Origin of the sequence: Nocardioides ganghwensis, from assembly GCF_014779655.1 — a bacterium.
In the GTDB taxonomy this organism is placed as follows: domain Bacteria; phylum Actinomycetota; class Actinomycetes; order Propionibacteriales; family Nocardioidaceae; genus Nocardioides; species Nocardioides ganghwensis.
The window spans coordinates 252,853-273,327 of the sequence record NZ_JACXYX010000003.1 but is presented as its reverse complement, the minus strand read 5'-3'; the positions used below and the strand labels follow the sequence as shown (position 1 = coordinate 273,327).

The 20,475-nt window shown below is 73.1% G+C and carries 21 protein-coding genes; 12 read left to right on the top strand and 9 right to left on the bottom strand.

Annotation, left to right across the window (positions count from 1 at the left end; translation table 11 throughout):
• Positions 1 to 2 precede the first annotated feature (2 nt).
• Positions 3 to 254 (bottom strand): PspC domain-containing protein, encoded by a 252-nt coding sequence (locus IEZ24_RS05325; protein WP_129452994.1) that lies wholly within the window; start codon positions 252 to 254, stop codon positions 3 to 5.
• 115 nt (positions 255 to 369) lie between these two features.
• On the bottom strand, positions 370 to 1,146 hold the full coding sequence (locus tag IEZ24_RS05320; protein ID WP_129452995.1) for a DUF427 domain-containing protein: 777 nt from the start codon (positions 1,144 to 1,146) through the stop codon (positions 370 to 372).
• A 66-nt stretch (positions 1,147 to 1,212) separates the two neighbouring features.
• On the opposite strand from IEZ24_RS05320, the gene IEZ24_RS05315 reads away from it, so the two are divergent.
• From IEZ24_RS05315 to IEZ24_RS05295, 5 genes are all read left to right on the top strand, one after another.
• Entirely contained in the window at positions 1,213 to 1,794 is a 582-nt protein-coding gene (locus tag IEZ24_RS05315; RefSeq protein ID WP_242498336.1) for a DnaJ family domain-containing protein, read from the top strand.
• Between the two features lie 162 nt (positions 1,795 to 1,956).
• A complete protein-coding gene (locus IEZ24_RS05310) occupies positions 1,957 to 2,313 on the top strand; it encodes a hypothetical protein (protein ID WP_129452996.1) in 357 nt (118 codons plus the stop codon).
• Between the two features lie 48 nt (positions 2,314 to 2,361).
• Positions 2,362 to 3,456: an HpcH/HpaI aldolase/citrate lyase family protein gene (locus tag IEZ24_RS05305; RefSeq protein WP_129452997.1), complete on the top strand. Its 1,095-nt coding sequence runs from the start codon at positions 2,362 to 2,364 to the stop codon at positions 3,454 to 3,456.
• A complete protein-coding gene (locus IEZ24_RS05300) occupies positions 3,449 to 4,345 on the top strand; it encodes an HpcH/HpaI aldolase/citrate lyase family protein (RefSeq protein WP_275938068.1) in 897 nt (298 codons plus the stop codon). The genes IEZ24_RS05305 and IEZ24_RS05300 overlap by 8 nt, the downstream gene beginning before the upstream one ends.
• A gap of 155 nt (positions 4,346 to 4,500) precedes the next feature.
• A complete protein-coding gene (locus IEZ24_RS05295; RefSeq protein WP_165355940.1) occupies positions 4,501 to 4,644 on the top strand; it encodes a hypothetical protein in 144 nt (47 codons plus the stop codon).
• 77 nt (positions 4,645 to 4,721) lie between these two features.
• Here the strand turns inward: IEZ24_RS05295 and IEZ24_RS05290 are convergent, their stop codons facing one another.
• Positions 4,722 to 5,750 carry a M48 family metallopeptidase gene (locus IEZ24_RS05290; RefSeq protein WP_129452998.1) on the bottom strand — a complete coding sequence of 343 codons (1,029 nt, stop codon included), beginning with the start codon at positions 5,748 to 5,750 and terminating at the stop codon, positions 4,722 to 4,724.
• A gap of 100 nt (positions 5,751 to 5,850) precedes the next feature.
• On the opposite strand from IEZ24_RS05290, the gene IEZ24_RS05285 reads away from it, so the two are divergent.
• On the top strand, positions 5,851 to 7,152 hold the full coding sequence (locus tag IEZ24_RS05285) for a phosphotransferase family protein (RefSeq protein ID WP_129452999.1): 1,302 nt from the start codon (positions 5,851 to 5,853) through the stop codon (positions 7,150 to 7,152).
• A gap of 85 nt (positions 7,153 to 7,237) precedes the next feature.
• Here IEZ24_RS05285 and hutU read toward each other — a convergent pair whose 3' ends face one another.
• Both hutU and hutH read right to left on the bottom strand, forming a co-directional pair.
• Positions 7,238 to 8,935: a urocanate hydratase gene (hutU, locus tag IEZ24_RS05280; RefSeq protein ID WP_129453000.1), complete on the bottom strand. Its 1,698-nt coding sequence runs from the start codon at positions 8,933 to 8,935 to the stop codon at positions 7,238 to 7,240.
• Positions 8,932 to 10,479 (bottom strand): histidine ammonia-lyase, encoded by a 1,548-nt coding sequence (gene hutH / locus IEZ24_RS05275; protein ID WP_129453001.1) that lies wholly within the window; start codon positions 10,477 to 10,479, stop codon positions 8,932 to 8,934. The genes hutU and hutH overlap by 4 nt, the downstream gene beginning before the upstream one ends.
• Positions 10,480 to 10,611: 132 nt before the next feature.
• On the opposite strand from hutH, the gene IEZ24_RS05270 reads away from it, so the two are divergent.
• The 5 genes from IEZ24_RS05270 to IEZ24_RS05250 all read left to right on the top strand — a co-directional run bounded on the left by IEZ24_RS05270 (position 10,612) and on the right by IEZ24_RS05250 (position 14,646).
• Positions 10,612 to 11,217: a helix-turn-helix transcriptional regulator gene (locus tag IEZ24_RS05270; protein WP_207206659.1), complete on the top strand. Its 606-nt coding sequence runs from the start codon at positions 10,612 to 10,614 to the stop codon at positions 11,215 to 11,217.
• A 97-nt stretch (positions 11,218 to 11,314) separates the two neighbouring features.
• Positions 11,315 to 12,586 (top strand): vanadium-dependent haloperoxidase, encoded by a 1,272-nt coding sequence (locus IEZ24_RS05265; protein ID WP_129453002.1) that lies wholly within the window; start codon positions 11,315 to 11,317, stop codon positions 12,584 to 12,586.
• A 116-nt stretch (positions 12,587 to 12,702) separates the two neighbouring features.
• Positions 12,703 to 13,155: a hypothetical protein gene (locus IEZ24_RS05260; RefSeq protein WP_129453003.1), complete on the top strand. Its 453-nt coding sequence runs from the start codon at positions 12,703 to 12,705 to the stop codon at positions 13,153 to 13,155.
• An 83-nt stretch (positions 13,156 to 13,238) separates the two neighbouring features.
• Entirely contained in the window at positions 13,239 to 13,865 is a 627-nt protein-coding gene (locus IEZ24_RS05255) for a hypothetical protein (protein WP_129453004.1), read from the top strand.
• A 13-nt stretch (positions 13,866 to 13,878) separates the two neighbouring features.
• Positions 13,879 to 14,646, top strand: a complete 768-nt coding sequence (locus IEZ24_RS05250; RefSeq protein ID WP_129453005.1) for an IclR family transcriptional regulator — start codon at positions 13,879 to 13,881, stop codon at positions 14,644 to 14,646.
• Here the strand turns inward: IEZ24_RS05250 and IEZ24_RS05245 are convergent.
• A complete protein-coding gene (locus tag IEZ24_RS05245; RefSeq protein WP_129453006.1) occupies positions 14,618 to 15,139 on the bottom strand; it encodes a class F sortase in 522 nt (173 codons plus the stop codon). The genes IEZ24_RS05250 and IEZ24_RS05245 overlap by 29 nt on opposite strands.
• Before the next feature lie 192 nt (positions 15,140 to 15,331).
• Between IEZ24_RS05245 and IEZ24_RS05240 the strand changes: the two genes are divergently transcribed.
• Entirely contained in the window at positions 15,332 to 17,821 is a 2,490-nt protein-coding gene (locus tag IEZ24_RS05240; protein ID WP_129453007.1) for an amidohydrolase family protein, read from the top strand.
• Between the two features lie 22 nt (positions 17,822 to 17,843).
• Here IEZ24_RS05240 and IEZ24_RS05235 read toward each other — a convergent pair whose 3' ends face one another.
• The 3 genes from IEZ24_RS05235 to IEZ24_RS22230 are packed head-to-tail and all read right to left on the bottom strand — an operon-like array spanning position 17,844 to position 20,475.
• The gene (locus tag IEZ24_RS05235; protein WP_129453008.1) at positions 17,844 to 18,512 is read right to left on the bottom strand and encodes a TNT domain-containing protein; all 669 of its coding nucleotides are present in this window, start codon (positions 18,510 to 18,512) and stop codon (positions 17,844 to 17,846) included.
• Positions 18,509 to 18,787 carry a hypothetical protein gene (locus IEZ24_RS05230; RefSeq protein WP_129453009.1) on the bottom strand — a complete coding sequence of 93 codons (279 nt, stop codon included), beginning with the start codon at positions 18,785 to 18,787 and terminating at the stop codon, positions 18,509 to 18,511. Before IEZ24_RS05230 ends, IEZ24_RS05235 begins: the two co-directional genes overlap by 4 nt.
• Positions 18,784 to 20,475: a TNT domain-containing protein gene (locus IEZ24_RS22230; RefSeq protein ID WP_129453010.1), complete on the bottom strand. Its 1,692-nt coding sequence runs from the start codon at positions 20,473 to 20,475 to the stop codon at positions 18,784 to 18,786. The genes IEZ24_RS05230 and IEZ24_RS22230 overlap by 4 nt, the downstream gene beginning before the upstream one ends.

Genomic DNA, 20,475 nt, shown 5'->3' with positions numbered 1-20,475 from the left:
CGTCAGCGCAGCGGACGCGAGGAGTGCGTGGCGGCGATGGCGCTGTCGTCGCTCGGCATGAGGAACCACAGCAGCGGGTAGACCAGGAACTGGCTGCCCGGAAGCACCATGAGCAGCACCACGAAGAGCAGGCGCGACATCCACGGGCCGAGGCCGAAGCGGCGGCCCAGGCCGGAGCAGACCCCGCCCAGGATGCCCCGGTCCGAGGAGCGTACGAACCCGTTGCGGGCGAGGGTGGCGCGGACGTCGTCCATGGGTGGTCCTCCGGAGGATCTGGTGGGTGGTGTGATACCAGCGTGCCTCGCCGCAGGGCGTCGCACCATCGGGATCTCCCCCTGCCCCACCCCGAGGTGTGCCGGGGTCGCGAGGTCAGGCCTCGGCGCCCGGGCGCTGGGCGGGAGCGCTGAAGGGCGACTCGGGCCGCTCCTGCAGCACGCCGTCGACCGAGATGTCGACCAGCTCGTCGTAGAACGCCACGCGTCCCGCGACTGCGCCGACCGCAGGCGCGGGCGACGAGTAGGACCAGGCGACGTTGGGCACCGCCGGGGGTCCCGGCCACGTCCAGTAGCCGTCGGCGCGACCCTTGTAGGGACACACCGAGGTGTTGTCGGTCGGCTCGAGCAGGTCGAGACGGACGTCCTCCTCGGGGAGGTAGTAGCGCGTCGGCAGGTCCGTCTCGAACAGCAGGACCGGGCGGTCGCTGCTCGCGAGCCGCACGCCGTCGATCGCGACCTCGACGTGACGCGAGCTCGGCAGCGCCTCCACCCTCTTGTGCGGGTCGCGCGGGTGCCCCGTGACCGGCTCGTCCTCCTCGGTCCAGTCGAGCAGGCCGGGCTCCCACGTCAGCACGACGCGTTCCCGCACCGGCTCGGCGTCCAGGGTCCAGGCGCCACCGCGCAGCACCCGGTCGCCGGCGCGCAGGTCGTACCACTGCGCCACGGGGAGCTGCGGTCCGAAGAAGGAGAAGCCCTCGCGCGCCGGGGCCTCGGCGGCACCCAGGACACCGTCGGCGACCTCGCTCCGGCGGAACGCGTAGACCGGTGGGAACCGGCCCTGCCACACCAGCAGCGGCTCGCGCGACTCGACGACCAGCCGGTCGCCGAGACGGCCCCGCACCCACTTGTCGATCGTCTCGGTCCGCAGCATCCGTCCAGTGTGCTCCTGCTCCAGCGCGCGGGCCACCGACCGCGGCCTACGCTGGGAGCACCGGAGGTGATCCCCCTGTCCGACCGTGAACCGACCACCGACCCCACCACCGACCCGACCGGCGTCGAGCCCGTACGCCGCGACCGCGAGCGTGACGACCGCACCGGCCGCTCCGCCGCAGCCGCCCGGATCGCGCAGCAGTCCACCTGGGTGGACCTGCAGGTGCGGCAGGCGATGGAGCGCGGGGAGTTCGACGACCTGCCCGGCCAGGGCAAGCCGATCGCGGACCTCGGCGTCGAGCACGACCCCGACTGGTGGGTGAAGAAGCTCGTCGAGCGCGAGAACATCGCCCTCCTGCCGCCGGCCATCGCGCTGCGCAAGGAGGACGCCGAGCTCGACGACCGGCTCGACGCGATCACGCTCGAGCGCGAGGTGCGCCGCGAGCTCGCCGACTTCAACCGGCGGGTGGTGGAGACCCGTCGCCAGCTGCAGGGCGGGCCGCCGGTGATCACCCCGGAGCGCGACGTCGACGCCGAGGTCGCCGCGTGGACGGAGCGGCGTACGGCGCGGATCGAGGCCCAGCGCGCGGCCCGGGAGGCTCGTGGACCCGAGGAGGACCCGCCCCGGCGCTGGTGGCGCCGCCGCTGACGGACCGTTGCCGCGACACCGCGGCGAGCCCACACTCGGACGGTGACCCCCGACCTGGTCGTCCGTCCCTGACCGGTTCCCACGATTGGGCGATGACCTCGACCGGCATGCGTGCCTACCGTGGTCGTAGGTGAAGACCGTCGGAGGGACGAGGTGGTTCGGATGTCCGAAGCAGCACTGTTCGTCGGGTGGGGCCAACCGGTGCGCGGTCGGGAGAAACAGTCGCTCGACGTGTTCAGCGAGGCCGCGACCTACTACGGCGAACGCCTGGCAGACGGCTCGATCGAGAGCTTCGAGCCCGTCCTGCTCAAGCCCCACGGAGGCGACCTCGACGGGTTCTTCCTGATCAAGGGCTCGGCCCAGGGCCTCGCCACCATGCAGGCCAGCGAGGAGTTCCAACGCCTCCACGTACGCGCCGGGATGATCGTGGACAACCTCGGCATCATCGAGGCGTGGGTGGACGACGCGGTCCTCACGGAGCTGGGCTACTTCGGCGACGCCGCTGGGGAGTTCGGCTGAGACCTGCGCCATACGCACGGGCGGCCGGCCCGCGATAAGTTCGCGCGCATGCGCCCTGCCAGAGACTTCTTCGCCCCCCTCGCCGTCGGCGCCCCCGCGCCGCTGCGCGAGATCCCGGCCCGCCCGAGCCGCGCCATCCACTTCTTCGACCCCGGCAACGAGAAGATGGCCGCCAAGGTCCCCGACATGGTCGGCCCTGGATCAAACGGGCCGGACGTTCTTCTTGGAAATCTCGAGGACGCGGTCAAGGCGGAGAACAAGGAGAAGTCCCGCCAGGGCCTCGTCGACATCGGCAGGGCGACGGACTTCGGCCCGACCCAGTTCTGGACCCGGATCAACTCCCTCGACAGCCCGTGGGTGCTCGACGACCTCACCACGCTCGTCCCGGAGATCGGCGACAAGCTCGACGTGATCATGGTGCCGAAGGTGCAGGGCGCCGAGGACATCCACTACGTCGACCGGCTCCTCGCCCAGCTCGAGGCCAAGGCCGGGCTGACGAAGCCGCTGCAGGTCCACGCGATCCTCGAGACCGCGCGCGGCGTGGCCAACATCGAGGAGATCTGCGGTGCCAGCCCGCGCATGCAGGGCCTCTCCCTCGGCCCGGCCGACCTCGCGGCCGACCGCCGGATGAAGACCACCCGCGTCGGCGGCGGCCACCCCGGCTACCTCGTCCGGCAGGACCCGGTGCGCGACGACCTCGGCGTGCCGCAGTACGACGCCCAGCGCACGACGTACCAGCAGGACCTGTGGCACTACACGATCGCCCGCATGGTCGACGCGTGCGCGATGCACGGCATCTACCCCTACTACGGCCCGTTCGGCGACATCAAGGACACGGTCGCGTGCGAGGACCAGTTCCGCAACGCGTTCCTGCTCGGCTGCGTGGGCGCCTGGAGCCTGCACCCGGTCCAGATCAAGATCGCCAACAAGGTGTTCTCCCCCAGCGTCGAGGACGTCGCGCACGCCCGCCGGGTCATCGCCGCGATGGGCGACGGCACGGGCGCGGTGATGATCGACGGCAAGATGGAGGACGACGCCTCGGTGAAGCAGTGCCAGGTGATGGTCGCCCTCGCCGAGGAGCTGGCCGCCATCGACCCCGAGCTCAAGGAGCAGTACGACCGGATCGAGGTTGCCGGTGTCTGAGCCCACCTCCGTGTTCACCCCCCTCCGCTCCGTCCTCTACATGCCCTCCTCCAACGAGCGGGCGCTGGAGAAGGCGAAGACCATCGCCTGCGACGGCCTGATCCTCGACCTCGAGGACGCCGTCGCCCCCGACGCCAAGCCCGCCGCGCGCGAGGCGGCGGCCGCCGCGGCCGCCAGCGGCGAGTACGGCCGGCGTACGGTCACCATCCGGGTCAACGGCATCGGCACCCAGTGGCACGACGACGACATCGTCGCCGCGAGCCAGGCCGGCCCCGCCGCGATCGTGGTGCCCAAGGTGAACAGCGCCGACGAGGTCGCCCGGCTCGTCGCGGCCATGGAGAAGGCCGGCGCCCCCGACCACACCGTGCTGTGGGCGATGGTCGAGACGCCCGTCGCGATCCTGTCCGCGCTCGAGATCGCGCGCGCGTCGCAGCGTCTCGGCGCGTTCGTCCTCGGCACCAACGACCTCGTCAAGGAGCTGTACGCCGAGCACGTCCCCGGTCGGGCACCGATCCTGCCCAGCCTGCACACCGCGCTGCTCGCCGGGCGCGCCGCCGGCATCGCGGTCATCGACGGCGTCTACAACGACGTCAAGGACACCGACGGCTTCCTCGCCGAGTGCGAGCAGGGCCGCCAGATGGGCTTCGACGGCAAGACCCTCATCCACCCCGGCCAGGTCGAGGGCGCCAACGTGGCCTTCGCCCCGAGCGAGCAGGCGGTCGAGGACGCGCGCGGACTCATCGCGGCGTGGGACGACGCGCGTCGGGACCCGGGGGGAGCCGCCGGCGTGGTCACCCACAACGGCCGGATGGTCGAGAACCTCCACGTCGAGTCGGCCCGCCGCACCCTGGCCATCCACGAGTCGATCCAGGCCCTCGGCACCGACTGACAGGTCGCCGCGCCCGGGTCGGACCCCTTGGACAGACGGTGGACAAATCCTCACCCGCAGGGGGGATCCCGACTTTTCAAAGGACCCACGGGGCGGCAGAGTGATCCGGCGGCCGCCCACCGTGGGCCGGTCGCATCACCTAGGAGGCAAACCCCATGATTGTCCTCGGACTGATCCTGCTCATCCTCGGGCTCCTGCTGCCCCAGAGCATCCTCACCACCATCGGCATCATCCTGATCGTCGTCGGCCTGGTGCTGAACTTCGTGCCGATCGGGGGCTCCAGCCGCCGGGTCTGGTAGCAGCACGCCGTCTTCCGTCGGGCCCCGGACACCACTGGTGTCCGGGGCTCGACTGCGTCAGGGACCGACCGGGAGCCTCAGGCGCTCTCGCTGCCGCGCCGGAACCGGTCGTTGATCCACGTGCTGGCCGAGCCCATCCAGCCGGCCAGGTCGTGGACGAGGCGTCCGAGCGTGTCCTGGGTGCGCTCGAAGGCCAGGGCGTAGCTCGCCGCAGCCTCCTGCGCGGCCTCGCTCACCGAGGCGGTGTCGTCGTCGGCACGGCGCGGGTAGTCGCCGCCGAGGATCGTCGTGTAGGCGCCCGTGTCGATCCAGCGGCGCAGCTCGGTGGCGCGCACGACGGCGAACGGGTGGCTCTGCTGCTGGAGCAGCGAGAGCTTGATGAGCGACTCCCGCACGTCGCCGCCCTCGTCGTACTCCGCCCCCTGCGAGAGGAACGAGGTGACGTCGAGCTCCTCGAGCGTGCCGCCGCTGGCGATCTTCATGTGCGTACGCAGCGCCGCCGTCGGGTCCTGGCTGGCGAGCAGGCCGGCGCGGTCGGCCGACAGCTCGGCCTTGCGCGACCACTCGAGCAGCCCGACGGTGACCATCCGGATGCCGATGGCGCCGCCGGGGATCGCGTTGAGCAGGCCGCCGAGGCCCAACAGGCGCATGAGCAGTGTGCGGTAGATCGCGTGACCGCTGATCGCGTGGCCGAGCTCGTGGCCGATGACGAAGCGCAGCTCGTCGTCGTCGAGGTGGTGCACGAGGCCCGACGACAGCACGATGATCGGCCGGTCCATGCCGATCGTCAGCGCACTCAGCGTGGGGTCCGCCTGGACGTACATCTCCGGCAGGTCCGTGGCGTCGAGGCTCTGCCCGACCTCCGCCAGCAGCCGGTGCAGCCGGGCGAACTGCCGCTCGTCGACGCGTACGGCCGAGCCGAGCAGCGTGAGGCGCCAGGCCCGCTCCCGGAAGACCCCCGACATGGTCTTGAGCAGCACGTCGAAGCCCTTGAGCTTGCGCAGCGCGACCAGTGCGCCCTTGTCGGCGGGGTGCTCCCACGCCCGCGAGCTGATGTCCGTGAGCACGACGCGCGAGCGCGCCGGCTTCTTCTCCCCCGATGCCATGGAGGGATCCTGTCCTACAACCCCGCGGGATGTCGCGCGTTCGCGCCAACCACGCCGAAATCGGGTGTCGGACGCGTGACCGCGAGGTCATCATCTCCGCATGACCGCCTCGCAGCGCACGCACCACGTCGCCCTCGTCCGCGACGACACCGTCCTCGTCGCCGGTGACGGGTCGCTGCCGAGCTTCGTGCAGGACCCCGAGAACGACGACGCGCCGGATCCCACGGCGTACGCCACCACCGTCGCCGGCCACGGGGTGCACCTGGCCCCGGTCGTGACGCTGCCCGCGGAGGCCCCCGACAGCCGACCCGACCGGCTGCACGTCCTCGCGCTGCGCGGCGACGCACCCGCCGGCGCCGACTGGCGACGGCTCGACGACCTCGCCGAGCCGTGGCGGTCACCGGTCCGGGCGGCTCTCGAGCAGTACGCCGGCTCGGCCCCTCCGCGACGCCCGGACTGGTTCCGCCCCGGATGGCACGACCGCGTCGAGGCGTGGGTGGACGAGCAGCTGGCCGCGAACGGGACTCGGCGCACAGGCCCGCTCCGCACCCACCGGGTCTGGAGCATCTCAGCCGTCTTCGAGGTCCCGACCGACCGCGGCCCGCTGTGGTTCAAGGCGTGCTGCGACCACTTCATCGCCGAGGCGGCCATCGTGGGCCGCCTCGCCCAGCGGATCGGCCACCTGGTGCCGCTGCTGGTGGCGGGGGACGACCGAGCCGGCTGGCTGCTGATGGAGCCGTTGCACGGCGCCTCCGACCGCGACCGTGCCGACGGCGCCGTCGACGCGGCGGCGCCCGCCTGGGCGCGGGCCCAGGTCACGGCGCTCGACTGGCTCGACGAGCTCCGCGCCGCGGGCTGCCCCGAGCGAGGCCTCGAGGCCACGCTCGCGACGTGGCGCGTCGTCCTGGACACCAGCCCGGAGCTGGCCGTGCTCACCGAGGCGGAGCGGGAGCAGCTGACGACCGCGGCCGCCGGCGCCGAGGCGCTGGTGCGGGAGTTCTGGGCGTGCGGGATCCCCGACACCCTCTCCCACGGTGACCTCCACCCCGGCAACGTCGCCTACGACGGACGCGAGGTGCGGATCTTCGACTGGACCGACGGCTGTGTGACCCACCCGTTCCTCGACGGCAGCCACCTCGCCCGCGTGCTCGACTGGTACGGGACCGGCGCGGGCGAGGCGGAGCGGGTGATGCAGGCGTACGCCGCGCCCTGGCGCGACGCCTTCCCCGATGCCGACGTCGACCGGGCGCTCGAGCTCGCTCCGCTGGCGGACCTCGTCTTCCAGACCGTCACCTTCGCCCAGATCGCGGCGGCGAGCGAGGACGGCGCCGGCGACTTCGACGGCGTCGTGCTGAGGTTCACCCGCGAGGTGGTCGAGCGGGTGACCACCGCGGGCGGCTGAGGCCAGCCACGCGGCCCCACTGGGGAACGAGGTGCACCTCGATCGGGCCTCAGGAGGTGTCGATCGTTCCCCAGGCCGAGGCCCGTCAGCCCTCGGACATCGGGACCCGTACGCCGCGCTCCTGCGCGACCTCGACGGCCCGGTCGTAGCCCGCGTCGACGTGGCGGATGACGCCCATGCCCGGGTCGTTGGTGAGGACCCGCTCGATCTTCTCCGCCGCGAGGTCGGTGCCGTCGGCGACCGTGACCTGGCCGGCGTGGAGCGAGCGGCCGATGCCGACGCCGCCGCCGTGGTGGAAGGAGACCCACGTCGCGCCGGACGCGGTGTTGACCAGCGCGTTGAGGATCGCCCAGTCGGCGATGGCGTCGGACCCGTCGAGCATCGCCTCGGTCTCGCGGTAGGGCGAGGCGACCGAGCCGCAGTCGAGGTGGTCGCGGCCGATGACGATCGGTGCCGTGAGCTCGCCGCCGGCCACCATCTCGTTGAACTTCAGCCCCGCGCGGTGGCGGTCGCCGTAGCCGAGCCAGCAGATCCGGGCCGGGAGGCCCTGGAACTGCACCCGCTCGGCCGCCATGTCGAGCCACTTGTGCAGCCGGGCGTACTCCGGCTTCTCGTCCGCCGGGAACAGCTCCTTGATGGCGCGGTCGGTGGCGGCGATGTCGGCGGGGTCGCCGGACAGCGCGGCCCAGCGGAACGGGCCCTTGCCCTCGCAGAAGAGCGGCCGGATGTAGGCAGGCACGAAGCCGGGGAACTCGAACGCCCGGTCGTAGCCGCCCTTGCGGGCCTCGTCGCGGATCGAGTTGCCGTAGTCGAAGACCTCGGCGCCGGCGTCCTGGAACTCCACCATCGCCCGCACGTGCGTGGCCATGGACTCCTGCGCGCGCTTGGTGAAGCCGCGCGGGTCCTCGGTGCGCTCGCGCTCCCAGTCGTCGTACGCGGTCCCGGCCGGCAGGTAGAAGAGCGGGTCGTGGGCGGACGTCTGGTCCGTGACGATGTCGACCAGCGGGCCCTCCCCCCGCTCGCCCCGCGCGAGGTGCCGCTCGAGCAGCTCCGGCAGGATCTCGGCGGCGTTGCCGAGGAGGCCGATCGACAGGCCGCGGCGCTCGTCGCGGGCCTCGAGGGCGAGCTCGATCGCGTGGTCGAGGTCGCGGGCCTGGACGTCGAGGTAGCGCGTCTCGAGGCGGCGGTCGATGCGGTGCTGGTCGCACTCGACGCAGATCGCGACGCCGTCGTTCATCGTCACGGCGAGCGGCTGGGCGCCACCCATCCCGCCGAGGCCGGCGGTGACGGTGATCGTGCCGGCCAGGGTCCCGTCGAACTTCTTGTCCGCGATCGCGGCGAAGGTCTCGAAGGTGCCCTGCAGGATGCCCTGCGTGCCGATGTAGATCCACGAGCCGGCCGTCATCTGGCCGTACATCGTGAGCCCGAGGTCCTCGAGCCGGCGGAACTCCTCCCAGTCGGCCCAGTCACCGACGAGGTTGGAGTTGGCGATCAGCACCCGCGGCGCCCACGCGTGGGTGCGCATCACGCCGACCGGCTTGCCGGACTGCACGAGCAGCGTCTCGTCGTCCTCGAGGTCGCGCAGGGTGCGGACGATGGCGTCGTACGCCTCCCAGCTGCGCGCCGCCTTGCCGGTGCCGCCGTAGACGACGAGGTCCTCGGGGCGCTCGGCGTTGTCGGGGTCGAGGTTGTTCATCAGCATCCGCAGCGGCGCCTCGGTCTGCCACGACTTCGCGGTCAGCTCGGTGCCGGTGGCGGCGTGGATGGGCAGGCGTTCGTTCACTGGAGTTCTCCGATCACGGACTCGGCGGCGGCGAGGACCGCGCCGGACTGGACGAGGCCGACCGCGGCCTCGATCTCGGGCGAGAGGTGGCGGTCGGGACCGGGGCCCGCGACGCCGTTGCTGCGGAGCAGGTCGACCACCGCTCCGGTGGCCGGCGACGGGGTGAGCGGTGCCCGCAGGTCGAGGGCGCGCGCCGCGGTGAGCACCTCGACGGCGACCACGCGGGACAGGCCGTCGACCGACCGGCGCAGCTTGCGGGCGGCGCTCCAGCCCATCGAGACGTGGTCCTCCTGCATGGCGCTGGAGGGGATCGAGTCGACCGACGCCGGGACCGCGAGCCGCTTGAGCTCGGACACGATGGCCGCCTGGGTGTACTGGGCGATCATGTGGCCACTGTCGACTCCGGGGTCGTCGGCCAGGAACGGCGGCAGCCCGTGGTTGCGCGCCTTGTCGAGGAACCGGTCGGTGCGCCGCTCGCTGATCGAGGCCACGTCGGCCGCGACGATGGCGAGGAAGTCGAGGACGTACGCCACCGGCGCGCCGTGGAAGTTGCCGTTGGACTCGACCGCGTCGCCCATCACGACGGGGTTGTCGACGGCGCTGGCGAGCTCGCGCCCGGCGACCGTGGCGGCGTGCTCGACGGTGTCGCGGGCGGCGCCGTGGACCTGCGGCGAGCAGCGCAGCGAGTAGGCGTCCTGCACGCGGTTGCAGTCGCCCGTGCGGTGGGAGGCGACGATCGCGGAGCCGGCCATCAGCGCAGTGAGGTTGGCCGCGGACAGCGCCTGCCCGGGGTGCGGGCGGATCGCCTGGAGCTCGGGGGCGAACACGCGGTCGGTGCCGAGCTGGGCCTCGACGCTCATCGCGGCCGCGACGTCGGCGGTGCGCAGCAGCATCCGCAGGTCGGCGATCGCCATCACGAGCATGCCGAGCATGCCGTCGGTGCCGTTGATCAGGGCGAGGCCCTCCTTGGCGACGAGCTCGACCGGCTCGAGGCCGGCGGCGGCGAGCGCCTCGGCAGCGGGTACGAGGCGGCCGGAGGCGTCGCGCACGTCGCCCTCGCCCATCAGCGCGAGCGCGCAGTGCGACAGCGGCGCGAGGTCGCCCGAGCAGCCGAGCGAGCCGTACTCGTGCACCACCGGGGTGATGCCGTGGGAGAGCAGGTCCGCCATGAGCTGCGCGGTCTCGCGGCGTACGCCGGTGCGCCCGGTCGCGAGCGTCGAGAGCCGCAGCAGCATGAGCGCGCGGACCACCTCGCGCTCGACCTCGGGACCCGAGCCGGCGGCGTGGGAGCGTACGAGGGAGCGCTGGAGCTGGGCGCGCATCTCGGTCGGGATGTGGCGGGTGGCGAGGGCGCCGAAGCCGGTGCTGACGCCGTAGGTCGGGGTCTCGGCGGCGGCCAGCGCCTCGACGACCCCGCGGGCATGGTCGATCGCGGCGAGGGCCTCCGGCGTGAGGACGACGGGGGCGCCCTCGCGGGCGACGCGGACGAGGTCGTCGAACGGGACGGGGCCGACGCCCACCTCGATGGCCTGGATGCTCTGCATGACGCCCATCAAACTCCTCCGCAGGCGTCCCGCTCCACCCGCGCGGACGCCCTACCGTCTCGGATCCCAGACACCCCGAATATGGGATGCAGGCACGCTGTCGCAGGTCTAGCGTCGAGGCAGGCGAGAACGATGACGGACCTTGTGCTCAACGCGGAGGAGCAGCAGGCGATGCGCCACCTGCTGGGGGCCCTGCCGTGCCCGGGCACGCCGCTCCCCACTGCGGAGGTCCTCGGATGGCTGGCCGTCCTGATCCCCTGCGGTCGCGTGGCGGCGATCTTCCACGACCGCCTCCGGTGCGTCACCGAGGAGGTCGCCATCGGACACCCGACGCCCGCACGCCACGGGACCGACCGGCTGGAGATCGAGTTCAGCAACGGCGAGGACGACGTCGTCCGCGTGCTGTTCGTCAGGTACCGGACGGTCTTCACCGACCGCGACCGCGCCATGGCCCGGCTCATCGTGCCGGCCCTGGCGAGGCTCGTCCACGAGCGACCGGCACCCGCGCTGGCCTGCCTCACGACACAGGAGCGCACGGTGCTGGGCCGCGTGGCGGCCGGTGCGACGAACGCGCAGATCGCCCACGAGCTCTGCATCGCCGAGTCGACCGTCCGCAAGCACCTCGAGCACGTCTATCGCAAGCTCGGGGTGAGCGGACGTCTCGCGGCGGTCGCGCGGCTCCAGGAGCGGGACCTGCCCGGCCTCGACCTCAGGGAGCGGGTCGCCCGCATGGTCTAGACGCCGTCGACAAAGGTTCGCCGGAACGCGAATGGTGCGGCGCCCGCGCAGCGGCCGAGACTCGCAGGAGGCTTCCTCGTCGCGAAAGGCGTACGCCATGACCTCGCTCCGCCGCTCCTTCGTCCTGCTCTGCACCAGCGTCCTCGTGCTCCCGCTCTTCGCGTCCGTCGCGGAAGCCGTCCCCGCGGGCGGCGGCCGCTCCGCCCGTGCCTCCGCCGGCCCGCAGGACGACCACATCAAGGCGGCCGAGGCCGCCGTGCTGTGGCAGCGGACAGCCGTGCGCACGATCTGGTCAGAGACGGTGCCGACGCCGGCACCGCCCGTCGGGTCGATGTACCTCACGTTCACCTCGCTCGCGGTGCACGACGCGGCCAGCGAGGCCCAGCGCCGAGGACGGGTCGCCGCGACCGCCGCCGTGGCGACCGCCGCACACGACGTGCTGTGGGAGTACTTCCCGGCGTCGCGGGCCAACCTCGATGCCGAGCTCGCGGCCACGATGGCGCGGATCCCGGACGGGAAGAAGGCCGCCGCGGGTGCCGCCATCGGCGCGGCCGCTGCTGACGCGATGATCGAGTCCCGGGTCGGCGACGGACGGTTCGACCTCTCTCGGGTCTACTCGAAGGCCCCCGGCGTGGGCGTGTGGCAGCCCGGCCCGGGTGCCCCGACGACCGGTGGCGGTATGGCGCTGGCGTGGCTCGGCTTCCTCAAGCCGGTCGTGAACGTCGCGCCCGTGGCGCTCGACGGACCCGACCCGCTCAACAGCGCCGCCTACACCGCCGACTACAAGGAGGTGGCCGCGATCGGGTCGACCACCTCGACCACACGTACGGCGGAGCAGACCGCGATCTCGCAGTTCTTCGCCAACAACGTCAACGGCGCCTACCGGCTCGCCGTGTGTGAGGTGCTCGACGCTGAGCCGATGGGGCTGCTGCCCACCACCCGGATGTTCGCGCGGATGGACGCGGCCGTGCTCACGAGCTTCATCCAGACGTTCCGTCTCAAGTTCGACGTCGGCTTCTGGCGTCCCGCCCAGGCCATCGCAGCGGCGGACGCCGACGGCAACCCCGACACCGTCCCGCAGACCGGCTGGGTGGCGCTCAACCCCACCCCGTCGTACTCCGACTACACCAGCGGGCATGCAGCAGCGACGTCACCGTGGGCAGAGGTGGTGCGCCAGACCCTGGGCGACGACACCCCGCTCGTGCTCCGCGTCGGGACCCTGACGCGCAGCTACTCCACGATCTCCGCGCTCGAGCACGACGCGCTGAACGCCCGCATCTGGGGCGGCCTGCACTTCCGCGACGCGATGGACGACGGCTACCACCTCGGCCACACGACGGCACAGCGGGTGATGCAGACGATCCACTGACCGCTCGGGACGGGTCACGAAGTGTGACCCTTCCGGGGGGGCCGCAGAGGCTGGTTGCTGTGCCACGGTGAGGACGAGGCGACTCGTCCGAGGTCGCCGGAGCAGGAGGAACGTCCGTGGAAGCAACCGAGTGGATCATCGTCCTGGTCGTCGTTCTGGTCGTGGCGGCACTCGTCGCCTGGCTGGTCGCCCAGCAACGCAAGAAGAAGCAGCAGGAGCAGGCCGAGCGGCTGCGGCACGAGGCGCACGAGCACGCGACCGAGATCCCGGAGACCCAGGTCCGCGCCAAGGAGGCCGAGGCCGAGGCCGAGCGCGCCCGGCTCGAGGCGGAGCGGGCCCAGGCGAAGGCACGTGAGGCCCAGGTCGCGGCCACGCAGCAGCAGGCCGTGCACGAGGACCGGCTGCGCACGGCCGACCAGGTCGACCCGAGGGTCGACACGTCGTCCGACGACTACGCCCCGGGCACGACGGGGCACGACCCCCGTGCCACCGCGCACGACCCCGACACGGTGCTCGACGCCGACGACCGGCGTCGGACCGACGGGACCGACGGCACGCACCGCGCCTGATCCGCGCCGCACCGCACCATCGCGGGACAGCGACGGCCAGTGCTGGAAGACTGGCCGTCCCTGTCCCGTGAAAGAGGAAGCCCGTGACCACGCCCAACATCGTCCTCGTCCTCGTCCTCGTCCTCATCGCCGTCGCGCTCGCCGTGGCGGCGTTCGTCGTCCGGAAGAAGAACCGGGAGGCCAACGTCGTCCGCGCCGAGCAGCTCCGAGCGCAGGCCGCGACGCAGGCGCAGTCCACCATCGCGCCCGCCCAGGAGCGTGCGGCGGCAGCGGAGGCCGAGGCCGAGCAGGCCCGCGCGGTGGCGGACAGGGCAGAGGCCGAGGCCGAGGAGGCCCGCGTCGCGGCCCAGCAGCTCGAGGCGACGCACGAGGGCCAGGTCCGGGCGGCCGACCGCCTCGACCCGCGCGTCGACCACAAGGCCGACGACTACGCCCCGCAAGTGCCGGGCACGGCCGACCACACCCCGACACTGCCGTCGGAGGTGGACGCGGAGACCACCGCCACCGAGCCGACCGCCACCGAGCCGACCGCCGCCGAGCCGACCGCCGAGCCGACGCCCGAGCAGCCGTCGACGTCGCAGGCCGGCGACGAGGGCCAGCCCCCGCTCCTCCCGCGCCGCACCCCCGGCGCCAACGAGATGCCCGGCAAGCCGATCGAGCAGACCGACAGTGGCGGCGGCTGGTTCACCAAGGGCTCCGACAAGTCCTGAGCCGCGGACGACGGTGAGCCAGGTCCCCGCCGCGACGCGCACGCTGCGCGTCCTGCGGTTCCTCGCCACCCAGGCCGACCCGGTCCCGCTGGACCGCATCGTGCGGGCCTGCGACCTCCCGCGCAGCACGGCGTACCACCTGCTCAACACGATGATCGACGAGGGCTTCGTGGTGCACCTGCCCGAGGAGCACCGCTACGGCCTCGGGGTCGCCGCGTTCGAGGTGGGCAGCGGCTTCACGCGGCAGGAGCCCCTGGCCCGGCTCGCCCGCCGGCCGCTCGCCGAGCTGGTCGACCGCACCGGCCACGGCGCCCACCTCGCGGTGCTGCACGGCCGCGACGTCCTCTACGTGGTGGAGGAGCGCGCGCCGGGTCGCCCGCCGCTCGTCACCGACGTCGGCGTACGCCTCCCCGCCCACCTCACCGCGTCGGGCCGGGCCATCCTCGCGGCCCTGCCCGCCAGCCAAGTCCGCGCGCTCTATCCCGACCGTGCGGCGTTCGTCGACCGCCACGGCACGGGACCCACCTCGCTCAGCGCGCTGCGCACGGTCCTGTCCGCGACGCGGCAGCGCGGCCACGCCACCGAGGACGGCGAGGTCACGCCGGGCCTGTGCAGCGTCGCCGCCGCCGTGCTCGACCACAACGGGCACCCGGTGGCGGGCGTGGCGGTCACGTTCCCGGGTGAGGCCGCGGCCGACGACCCGGGTGCGGCCGCCGCCGTGACGGCCACGGCCGAGCGGCTGACGCGGCGGGTCAGCGGCTGGGCACGAGCTTCGCGTTGACGATGATGCGGGTGCGGTAGACCCCGGTCAGGTCGTTGCGGTCGCCGCAGGTGATGAGCACCAGCCGGGGCTTGCCGCGGTCGCTGAAGAGCCCGGCCACGGCCTTGCGGGTCATCCCCGTCACCTTGCGCACGCGGGTCACCCTGAACCGGTTCTTGCCCACCACGACCACGTTGCCGGGGTTCAGCCTGCCGAGCCTGTCGAAGACCCCGGGCCCCTTGGACCAGGTGTGCCCGGCGAGCACGGCGCTGCCCCGCTGGCCGGGGAGGACCCCGTGCTTCCAGCGGTAGACGTCGCGGACGCTGCGGCCGATCGCGAGGTGCCCGGCCTTGGTCACGCCGACCGGGATGATCCCGGCGTCGACCCTGATCGCGGGGATCGAGAGGCGGCCCAGCGCGGCCTCGCGCTCGGTGGTCACCCCCGGGCCGGCACCGGCCGGCGCTGCGACCAGCACGGCGGCGATCGCCATGACGACCACGACCCACCTGCGCATCCCACACCCCTCGATCCGCACGAGTGCGGGCCCCACGCCCGCACTCGGAGGCTACGCCGGGGCGCGCGTCCGTACCTCGATCTTCGACCAACATGGGGGAAGCCTTCGATCAGCGCAGCCCGCTCCCTGACGGTTGCCACGTGACCCGCAAGCGGGTGCTCTCGTTCAACCTCGGACGAGAAGGAGCCCGCCGTGACGCCCACCCCACGCCCCGTGCGACGCATCGTGACCTCTCTCCTGGCCGCCGGCGGGCTGGTGGTCGGAGCCGTCCTGACCGCCGCGCCGACCGGCAGCGGGGCGGCCAGCCTGCCCACGACGTACGACGCCGGGCACGGGCACGTCCACGACGACCCCACGACCAAGAACGCGCTGAGCCGCAGCGGCGAGGCGGCGGCCCACCCCGCCCGCACCACCCCGCGGCAACGGGCGGCCAGCCGGGCCCGGGTCTCGGCGCAGCGCACCCAGCGCGAGCCGCGGCTGACCGGGGTGCCGTTGCGCAGCCCGCGCCGGAAGGTCCCCGAGAGCGTGTACGCGATGGCGGGCGGCTGCTACCGGCTCGGCGGGCAGTCGCTGACGTTCCAGGCGACGGGGCTCGGCACCTACCTCCTCCACGCGCCCGACCGCACGTTCCTGGCCGCGACGGGCGCCGACGGGGCCACCTGGGCCGCCGACCCGTCTCCGTTGGCGGACTGGACGGCGCGCGAGGTGGGCAAGGGGCGCTTCACCTTCACCCTCGCCGACGGGCGCTCGCTGCGGCGCGCGGGCGACGGCTTCGGGACCGGCACGCCGCAGGCGTTCGCGCTGCGTCGCACGTCCGGGTGCGTCGCCTTCCCCGAGGTCGAGACCAACGTGCGCGGCCGCCCGTTCGGCGGCGTCACGAGCTATCAGGAGGTCCGCGGCTGGGTCGACCCGCACGTCCACGGCCAGACCCACGAGTTCCTCGGCGGGCGGGTGATCTGCAGCCCGCCCTTCCACCCGTACGGCGCTCCCGCCGCGCTCGTCGACTGCCCGGACCACCGGGTCGCCGACGGCCGCGGCGCGCTGCTCGAGGACGCGCTCGCCGAGCGGGCGCCCGGCACCGGGCACGACCCCGTCGGGTGGCCGACGTTCTCCTACTGGCCCAACCCGCACTCCCTGACCCACCAGCAGGTCTACTACAAGTGGCTCGAGCGCTCGTGGCGCGCCGGGCTTCGGATCCACACGAGCCTGCTCACCGAGAACCACGTCCTGTGCACGGTCTACCCGCTGAAGAAGAACTCGTGCGACGACCGCGACGCCGTCCGGCTGCAGGCGAGGCGGATGCGTGAGATGCAGGACTACGTCGACGCGCAGCACGGCGGCCCCGGCCGCGGCTGGTACCGCATCGTCACCGACCCCTTCGAGGCCCGTCGGGTGATCAACCAGGGCAAGCTCGCCGTGGTGATGGGCATGGAGACGTCCGTCCCCCTGGGCTGCAACGTCCAGCTCGGCCGCCCGACGTGCACCGAGGAGCAGATGCTCGCCGAGCTCGCCGAGATGAGGCGCCTCGGCGTGAGCCAGATGGAGCTCACCAACAAGTTCGACAACGCCTTCACCGGAGTCGCCGGCGACGCCGGCACCACGGGCACGCTGACCAACAGCGCCAACTTCCTCAGCACCGGGTCGTTCCTCCGGATGCAGCGGTGCCCGGCCACCCACCCCCCGGGCACCGAGGACCGGCTCCAGTCGCCCAACCTCGGCGACCTGCCCGGCGGCGGGCAGTCGACGCCGGAGCAGGACGCGATCTTCGGCGCGATCTGGAAGCTGTACGGCGACACCGGGATCCAGACTGGCGTGCAGCCGGCGCCGGTCTACCCGGCCGGCCCGCACTGCAACCAGCTCGGCCTCAGCCCGCTCGGCGAGCGGCTGCTGTCGGCGATGACCGACCACAGGATCCTCGTCGACCCCGACCACATGAGCGTCGCGGGCCGCACCGCAGCGCTGGACTACCTGGAGCGGCAGCAGGCGGCCGGTCGTCCGGTCGGCGTGGTCTCCTCGCACTCGTGGTCGACCCCGGACGCCTACCCGCGGATCTACCGCCTCGGCGGCTTCGTGGCTCCGTACGCCGGCGACTCCACCGGCTTCGTGGCGAAGTGGCGCCAGCACCTCGGCTGGACCGACCGGCGCTACTACTTCGGCTTCGGGTTCGGCTCCGACATGAACGGCTTCGGCGCCCAGGGCGACCCGCGCGGTGCCGAGGCGCCCGCCCCGGTGACGTACCCCTTCCGCGGGCTGGGCGGCGTCACCGTCGACCGGCAGCGCAGCGGCGAGCGGGTCTACGACGTCAACACCGACGGCGTCGCCCACTACGGCCTGTACGCCGACTGGGTGGAGGACGCCCAGCACGTGGCGGGTGCCGACGGGGCCGCCCTCGGAGCCGACCTCGCCCGCGGCGCGGAGGCGTACCTCCAGACCTGGGAGCGCGCCTGGGGCCTGGCGCCGGACTCCTGCCGCAACCCGGGGCTGCGACGCCCGGTGCGCTCCTTCACGAGGGCCGCCGAGCCCGGCATCCGCGCCCGCGCGCTGATGCGACGCGTGGGCCAGCCGTGGCAGCGGCTGGGCCGCGAGTTCACCTACTGCGCGAAGGCACCCGGGAAGCAGCGAGTGCTGATGACCGTGCGGCTCTCGCGCGGCGGCAAGGTGCAGACCGTACGCCGGGGCTGAGCGGCCGCGACGGTCGTCCGCCTCACGCCGTGGTCTCCGCCGGCTCGCCGTCGGGCTCGACGGCGAACGGTGACAGCACGCCCCGGTCGACGTAGTAGGCGATGACGCGGTCGAGGACGATCGACACGCCACCGCCGGGCTGGCCGAACCACGGCTCGACCCGGACGACCCGGCAGGCGTCGGGCAGGGTCGCCTCGAGCACGAAGCCGGTCCGCGGCTCGTTGGCGTCGGTGGGCGGCAGGCTGCGCGCGGCGAAAGCGGTGTCGTAGAGGTGCAGCACGTGTCCGCTGGCGTTGCCGATGTGGTCGAGGGGCGCCCCGACCGGGACCACCGAACCGGGCAGGAAGCCGTCCTGCGACAACTCGGCGACCGCATCGGGGCCGACGAGCATGTCGGCGACCGAGAGCGACGCGGCATGGAGAGTGGCCCGGTCCCGTGGCGCGGGCGGCAGGTCGGGCTCGAGCCATCGAGACAGGATCTCGGCGACGAGCGTCGGGTCCCCGAAGCGGGCGTACGCCGCGAAGCGCCCGTGGTCGGAGCCGCCGAGCACGATCTCGTCATCCGCCGTCGGCCACACGACCCACCGGTGGCTCGGCACCCGGGGCGGCTGGTCGGAGACCGCCGCCCACAGCACCGCATCGGCGTCCAGGCCGGCCTCCTGCAGCAGGCTCCGGACCGCGTCGACGATCATCCGCGCACCTTCCTGCCCCACCGGCCCCGGGCGAGCCGCACGGCCTCCTCGACGAAGCGCTCGCGCGCGACGGCGAAGTCAGGGGTCTCGACCAACGTCTTGTCCGTGCCCCAGTCGCCGCGGTACCAGACCTCGTAGCCACCGTCGTCGAGGCGGCGGAGTCCGACGTACTCGCTGGAGAGGTCGACGGGCGAGCGGCCGGACACGAAGAAGTCGACGCCCTCACCGAGCCCGCGCGCAAGGAGCGCCTCGGCGACCTCGTCGAGCTCGTTCACCGTGGTGCTCCTTCGTTGCGGTGCTCGTCGGCCAGCCGGTCGGCGGTCTGCGCACCGTGGGTGACGGCGGCGCCCGTCGCGGCGTCGCCGGCGTCGAATCGGTAGGGGTTGTCGATGATCCCACGCTCGACGAGCTCGGCCTGGCTGAGGGGCGTGCCGTCGGCATCGAGGAAGCGGTACTGGTTGCCGCCGCCCTCCTGGCCGAAGGCCGGGGCCACCTCGGACTTCTCGATGCGGACCGAGCCGTCCTGGAGGTCGGGGTGGTCGCGGTTGATCTCCCACGGGTTGCGCTCGAAGTTGAGGCGGTCGGGCGGCAGCGAACGCTCGCTCATCATGGCGCCGTCGTCGCCGAAGTAGGCGCCGTTGGGGCCGCCGATCCGGTCCATCCGCGGCACGTCGTGCGGGTCGACGATCTCGTCGGTGCCGGGCACCTTGCCGTCGTTGGGAGCGGCCCGGCCCCAGTCCCAGTCGGTCTCGCCGCGCTCGTTGGTGGTGCGGAAGGCGTCCTCGAACTCCGCGCGGGTGTAGGGCTGGCCGGTCTCGGGGTTGCGGCCGAAGATGTCGTAGTCGTCGTCGATGATGCTGCGGTTGGACGACGAGTAGCTCGGCTCCCGGAGCTGGTCGTCGAGGCTGCGCCACGGGCCGTCGCCGTCGAGCTCGAACATCGACCGCGGCGCGCCGTCGTCGAGCCTCCGGAGTCCGCCGAGGTCGGACAGGTCGTCGAGGTGGCGGAACCTCGCCAGGTCGGCGAGGCCGTCGAGCAGGTCCATGCCCATCTTGCCGCCGCGCGTGGCGACCGCACCGGCCCCGCCGGTCGCGACGGCGACGATCGCGTCCGGCACGAGGTGCCCGATGGCGCGGGCCGGGTCGTCGGCCCACGTGTCCCAGTCGAGCAGGCTCTTGCCGAGCTCCTTGCCGAAGCCGACCGGGTCGGTCGTGAGCCCGGTGTAGATGCCCTGCGCCATCGCCCAGCCGTTCTCGACGTCGAGCTCGTAGGTCTTGGCCAGCTCCTCGGGCGTGAGGTCGCCCGTGGCCAGCTTGTAGGCGTCGATGACCAGGTTGACGGGGCTGAACGGCACCATCGTCAGCAGGTCCCAGACGGCCTCGCCCGCGCCCTCGAAGATGCCGCCGACGAACTTCAGGCCGGACTCGAGCCAGTTGGGCTCCTCGGGGGCGTCGGCGCAGCCGGCGCGGACCTCACCGGCGCAGGTCGCGGCCGCGTTGTCGAGGTCGGCACGGGCGGCCTGCAGGGCGCGCAGCGCCTCCTGCTGGATCGGGTCGCCCCAGTCGACGAAGGGCTCGGCCGGGTCGGTGCCGCCACTGCTCCAGTAGGCGCGCATCCGGCCCAGGTAGGAGTCGTACTGCGTGCGGGCGCTCTCCGACTCGCGCTGGCCGCGCTCGTGCTCGGCCCTGGCCTCCGCGGCGCGCCGCTGCGCGTCCTCGAGCGCGCCGGCGTACGTGGTGAGGCCGGCCGCGGCCCTCTTGAAGCCGTTGCCGGCCTTGGTCCACCGCTCGGGCTCGAGGTCGTGCGCCTCGCGGAACTCGTCGGCGGCGCGGCCGGTCCAGCCCGACACGTCGATCTTCGCCAGCGCGTCGCCGGTGTCGTAGAAGAGCTGGCCCTTCTGCTCCATGAGCACGGCCTTCGACCGGATGGCGCCGGGGTTGCCCTCGATCTCGAAGTCCGGCAC

Coding starts and splice junctions, on each gene's coding strand:
- IEZ24_RS05325 (WP_129452994.1), bottom strand. CDS start 254: ATGGACGACGTCCGCGCCACCCTCGCCCGCAACGGGTTCGTACGCTCC.
- IEZ24_RS05320 (WP_129452995.1), bottom strand. CDS start 1,146: ATGCTGCGGACCGAGACGATCGACAAGTGGGTGCGGGGCCGTCTCGGC.
- IEZ24_RS05310 (WP_129452996.1), top strand. CDS start 1,957: ATGTCCGAAGCAGCACTGTTCGTCGGGTGGGGCCAACCGGTGCGCGGT.
- IEZ24_RS05305 (WP_129452997.1), top strand. CDS start 2,362: ATGCGCCCTGCCAGAGACTTCTTCGCCCCCCTCGCCGTCGGCGCCCCC.
- IEZ24_RS05295 (WP_165355940.1), top strand. CDS start 4,501: ATGATTGTCCTCGGACTGATCCTGCTCATCCTCGGGCTCCTGCTGCCC.
- IEZ24_RS05290 (WP_129452998.1), bottom strand. CDS start 5,750: ATGGCATCGGGGGAGAAGAAGCCGGCGCGCTCGCGCGTCGTGCTCACG.
- IEZ24_RS05285 (WP_129452999.1), top strand. CDS start 5,851: ATGACCGCCTCGCAGCGCACGCACCACGTCGCCCTCGTCCGCGACGAC.
- hutH (WP_129453001.1), bottom strand. CDS start 10,479: ATGCAGAGCATCCAGGCCATCGAGGTGGGCGTCGGCCCCGTCCCGTTC.
- IEZ24_RS05270 (WP_207206659.1), top strand. CDS start 10,612: ATGACGGACCTTGTGCTCAACGCGGAGGAGCAGCAGGCGATGCGCCAC.
- IEZ24_RS05265 (WP_129453002.1), top strand. CDS start 11,315: ATGACCTCGCTCCGCCGCTCCTTCGTCCTGCTCTGCACCAGCGTCCTC.
- IEZ24_RS05245 (WP_129453006.1), bottom strand. CDS start 15,139: ATGCGCAGGTGGGTCGTGGTCGTCATGGCGATCGCCGCCGTGCTGGTC.
- IEZ24_RS05235 (WP_129453008.1), bottom strand. CDS start 18,512: ATGATCGTCGACGCGGTCCGGAGCCTGCTGCAGGAGGCCGGCCTGGAC.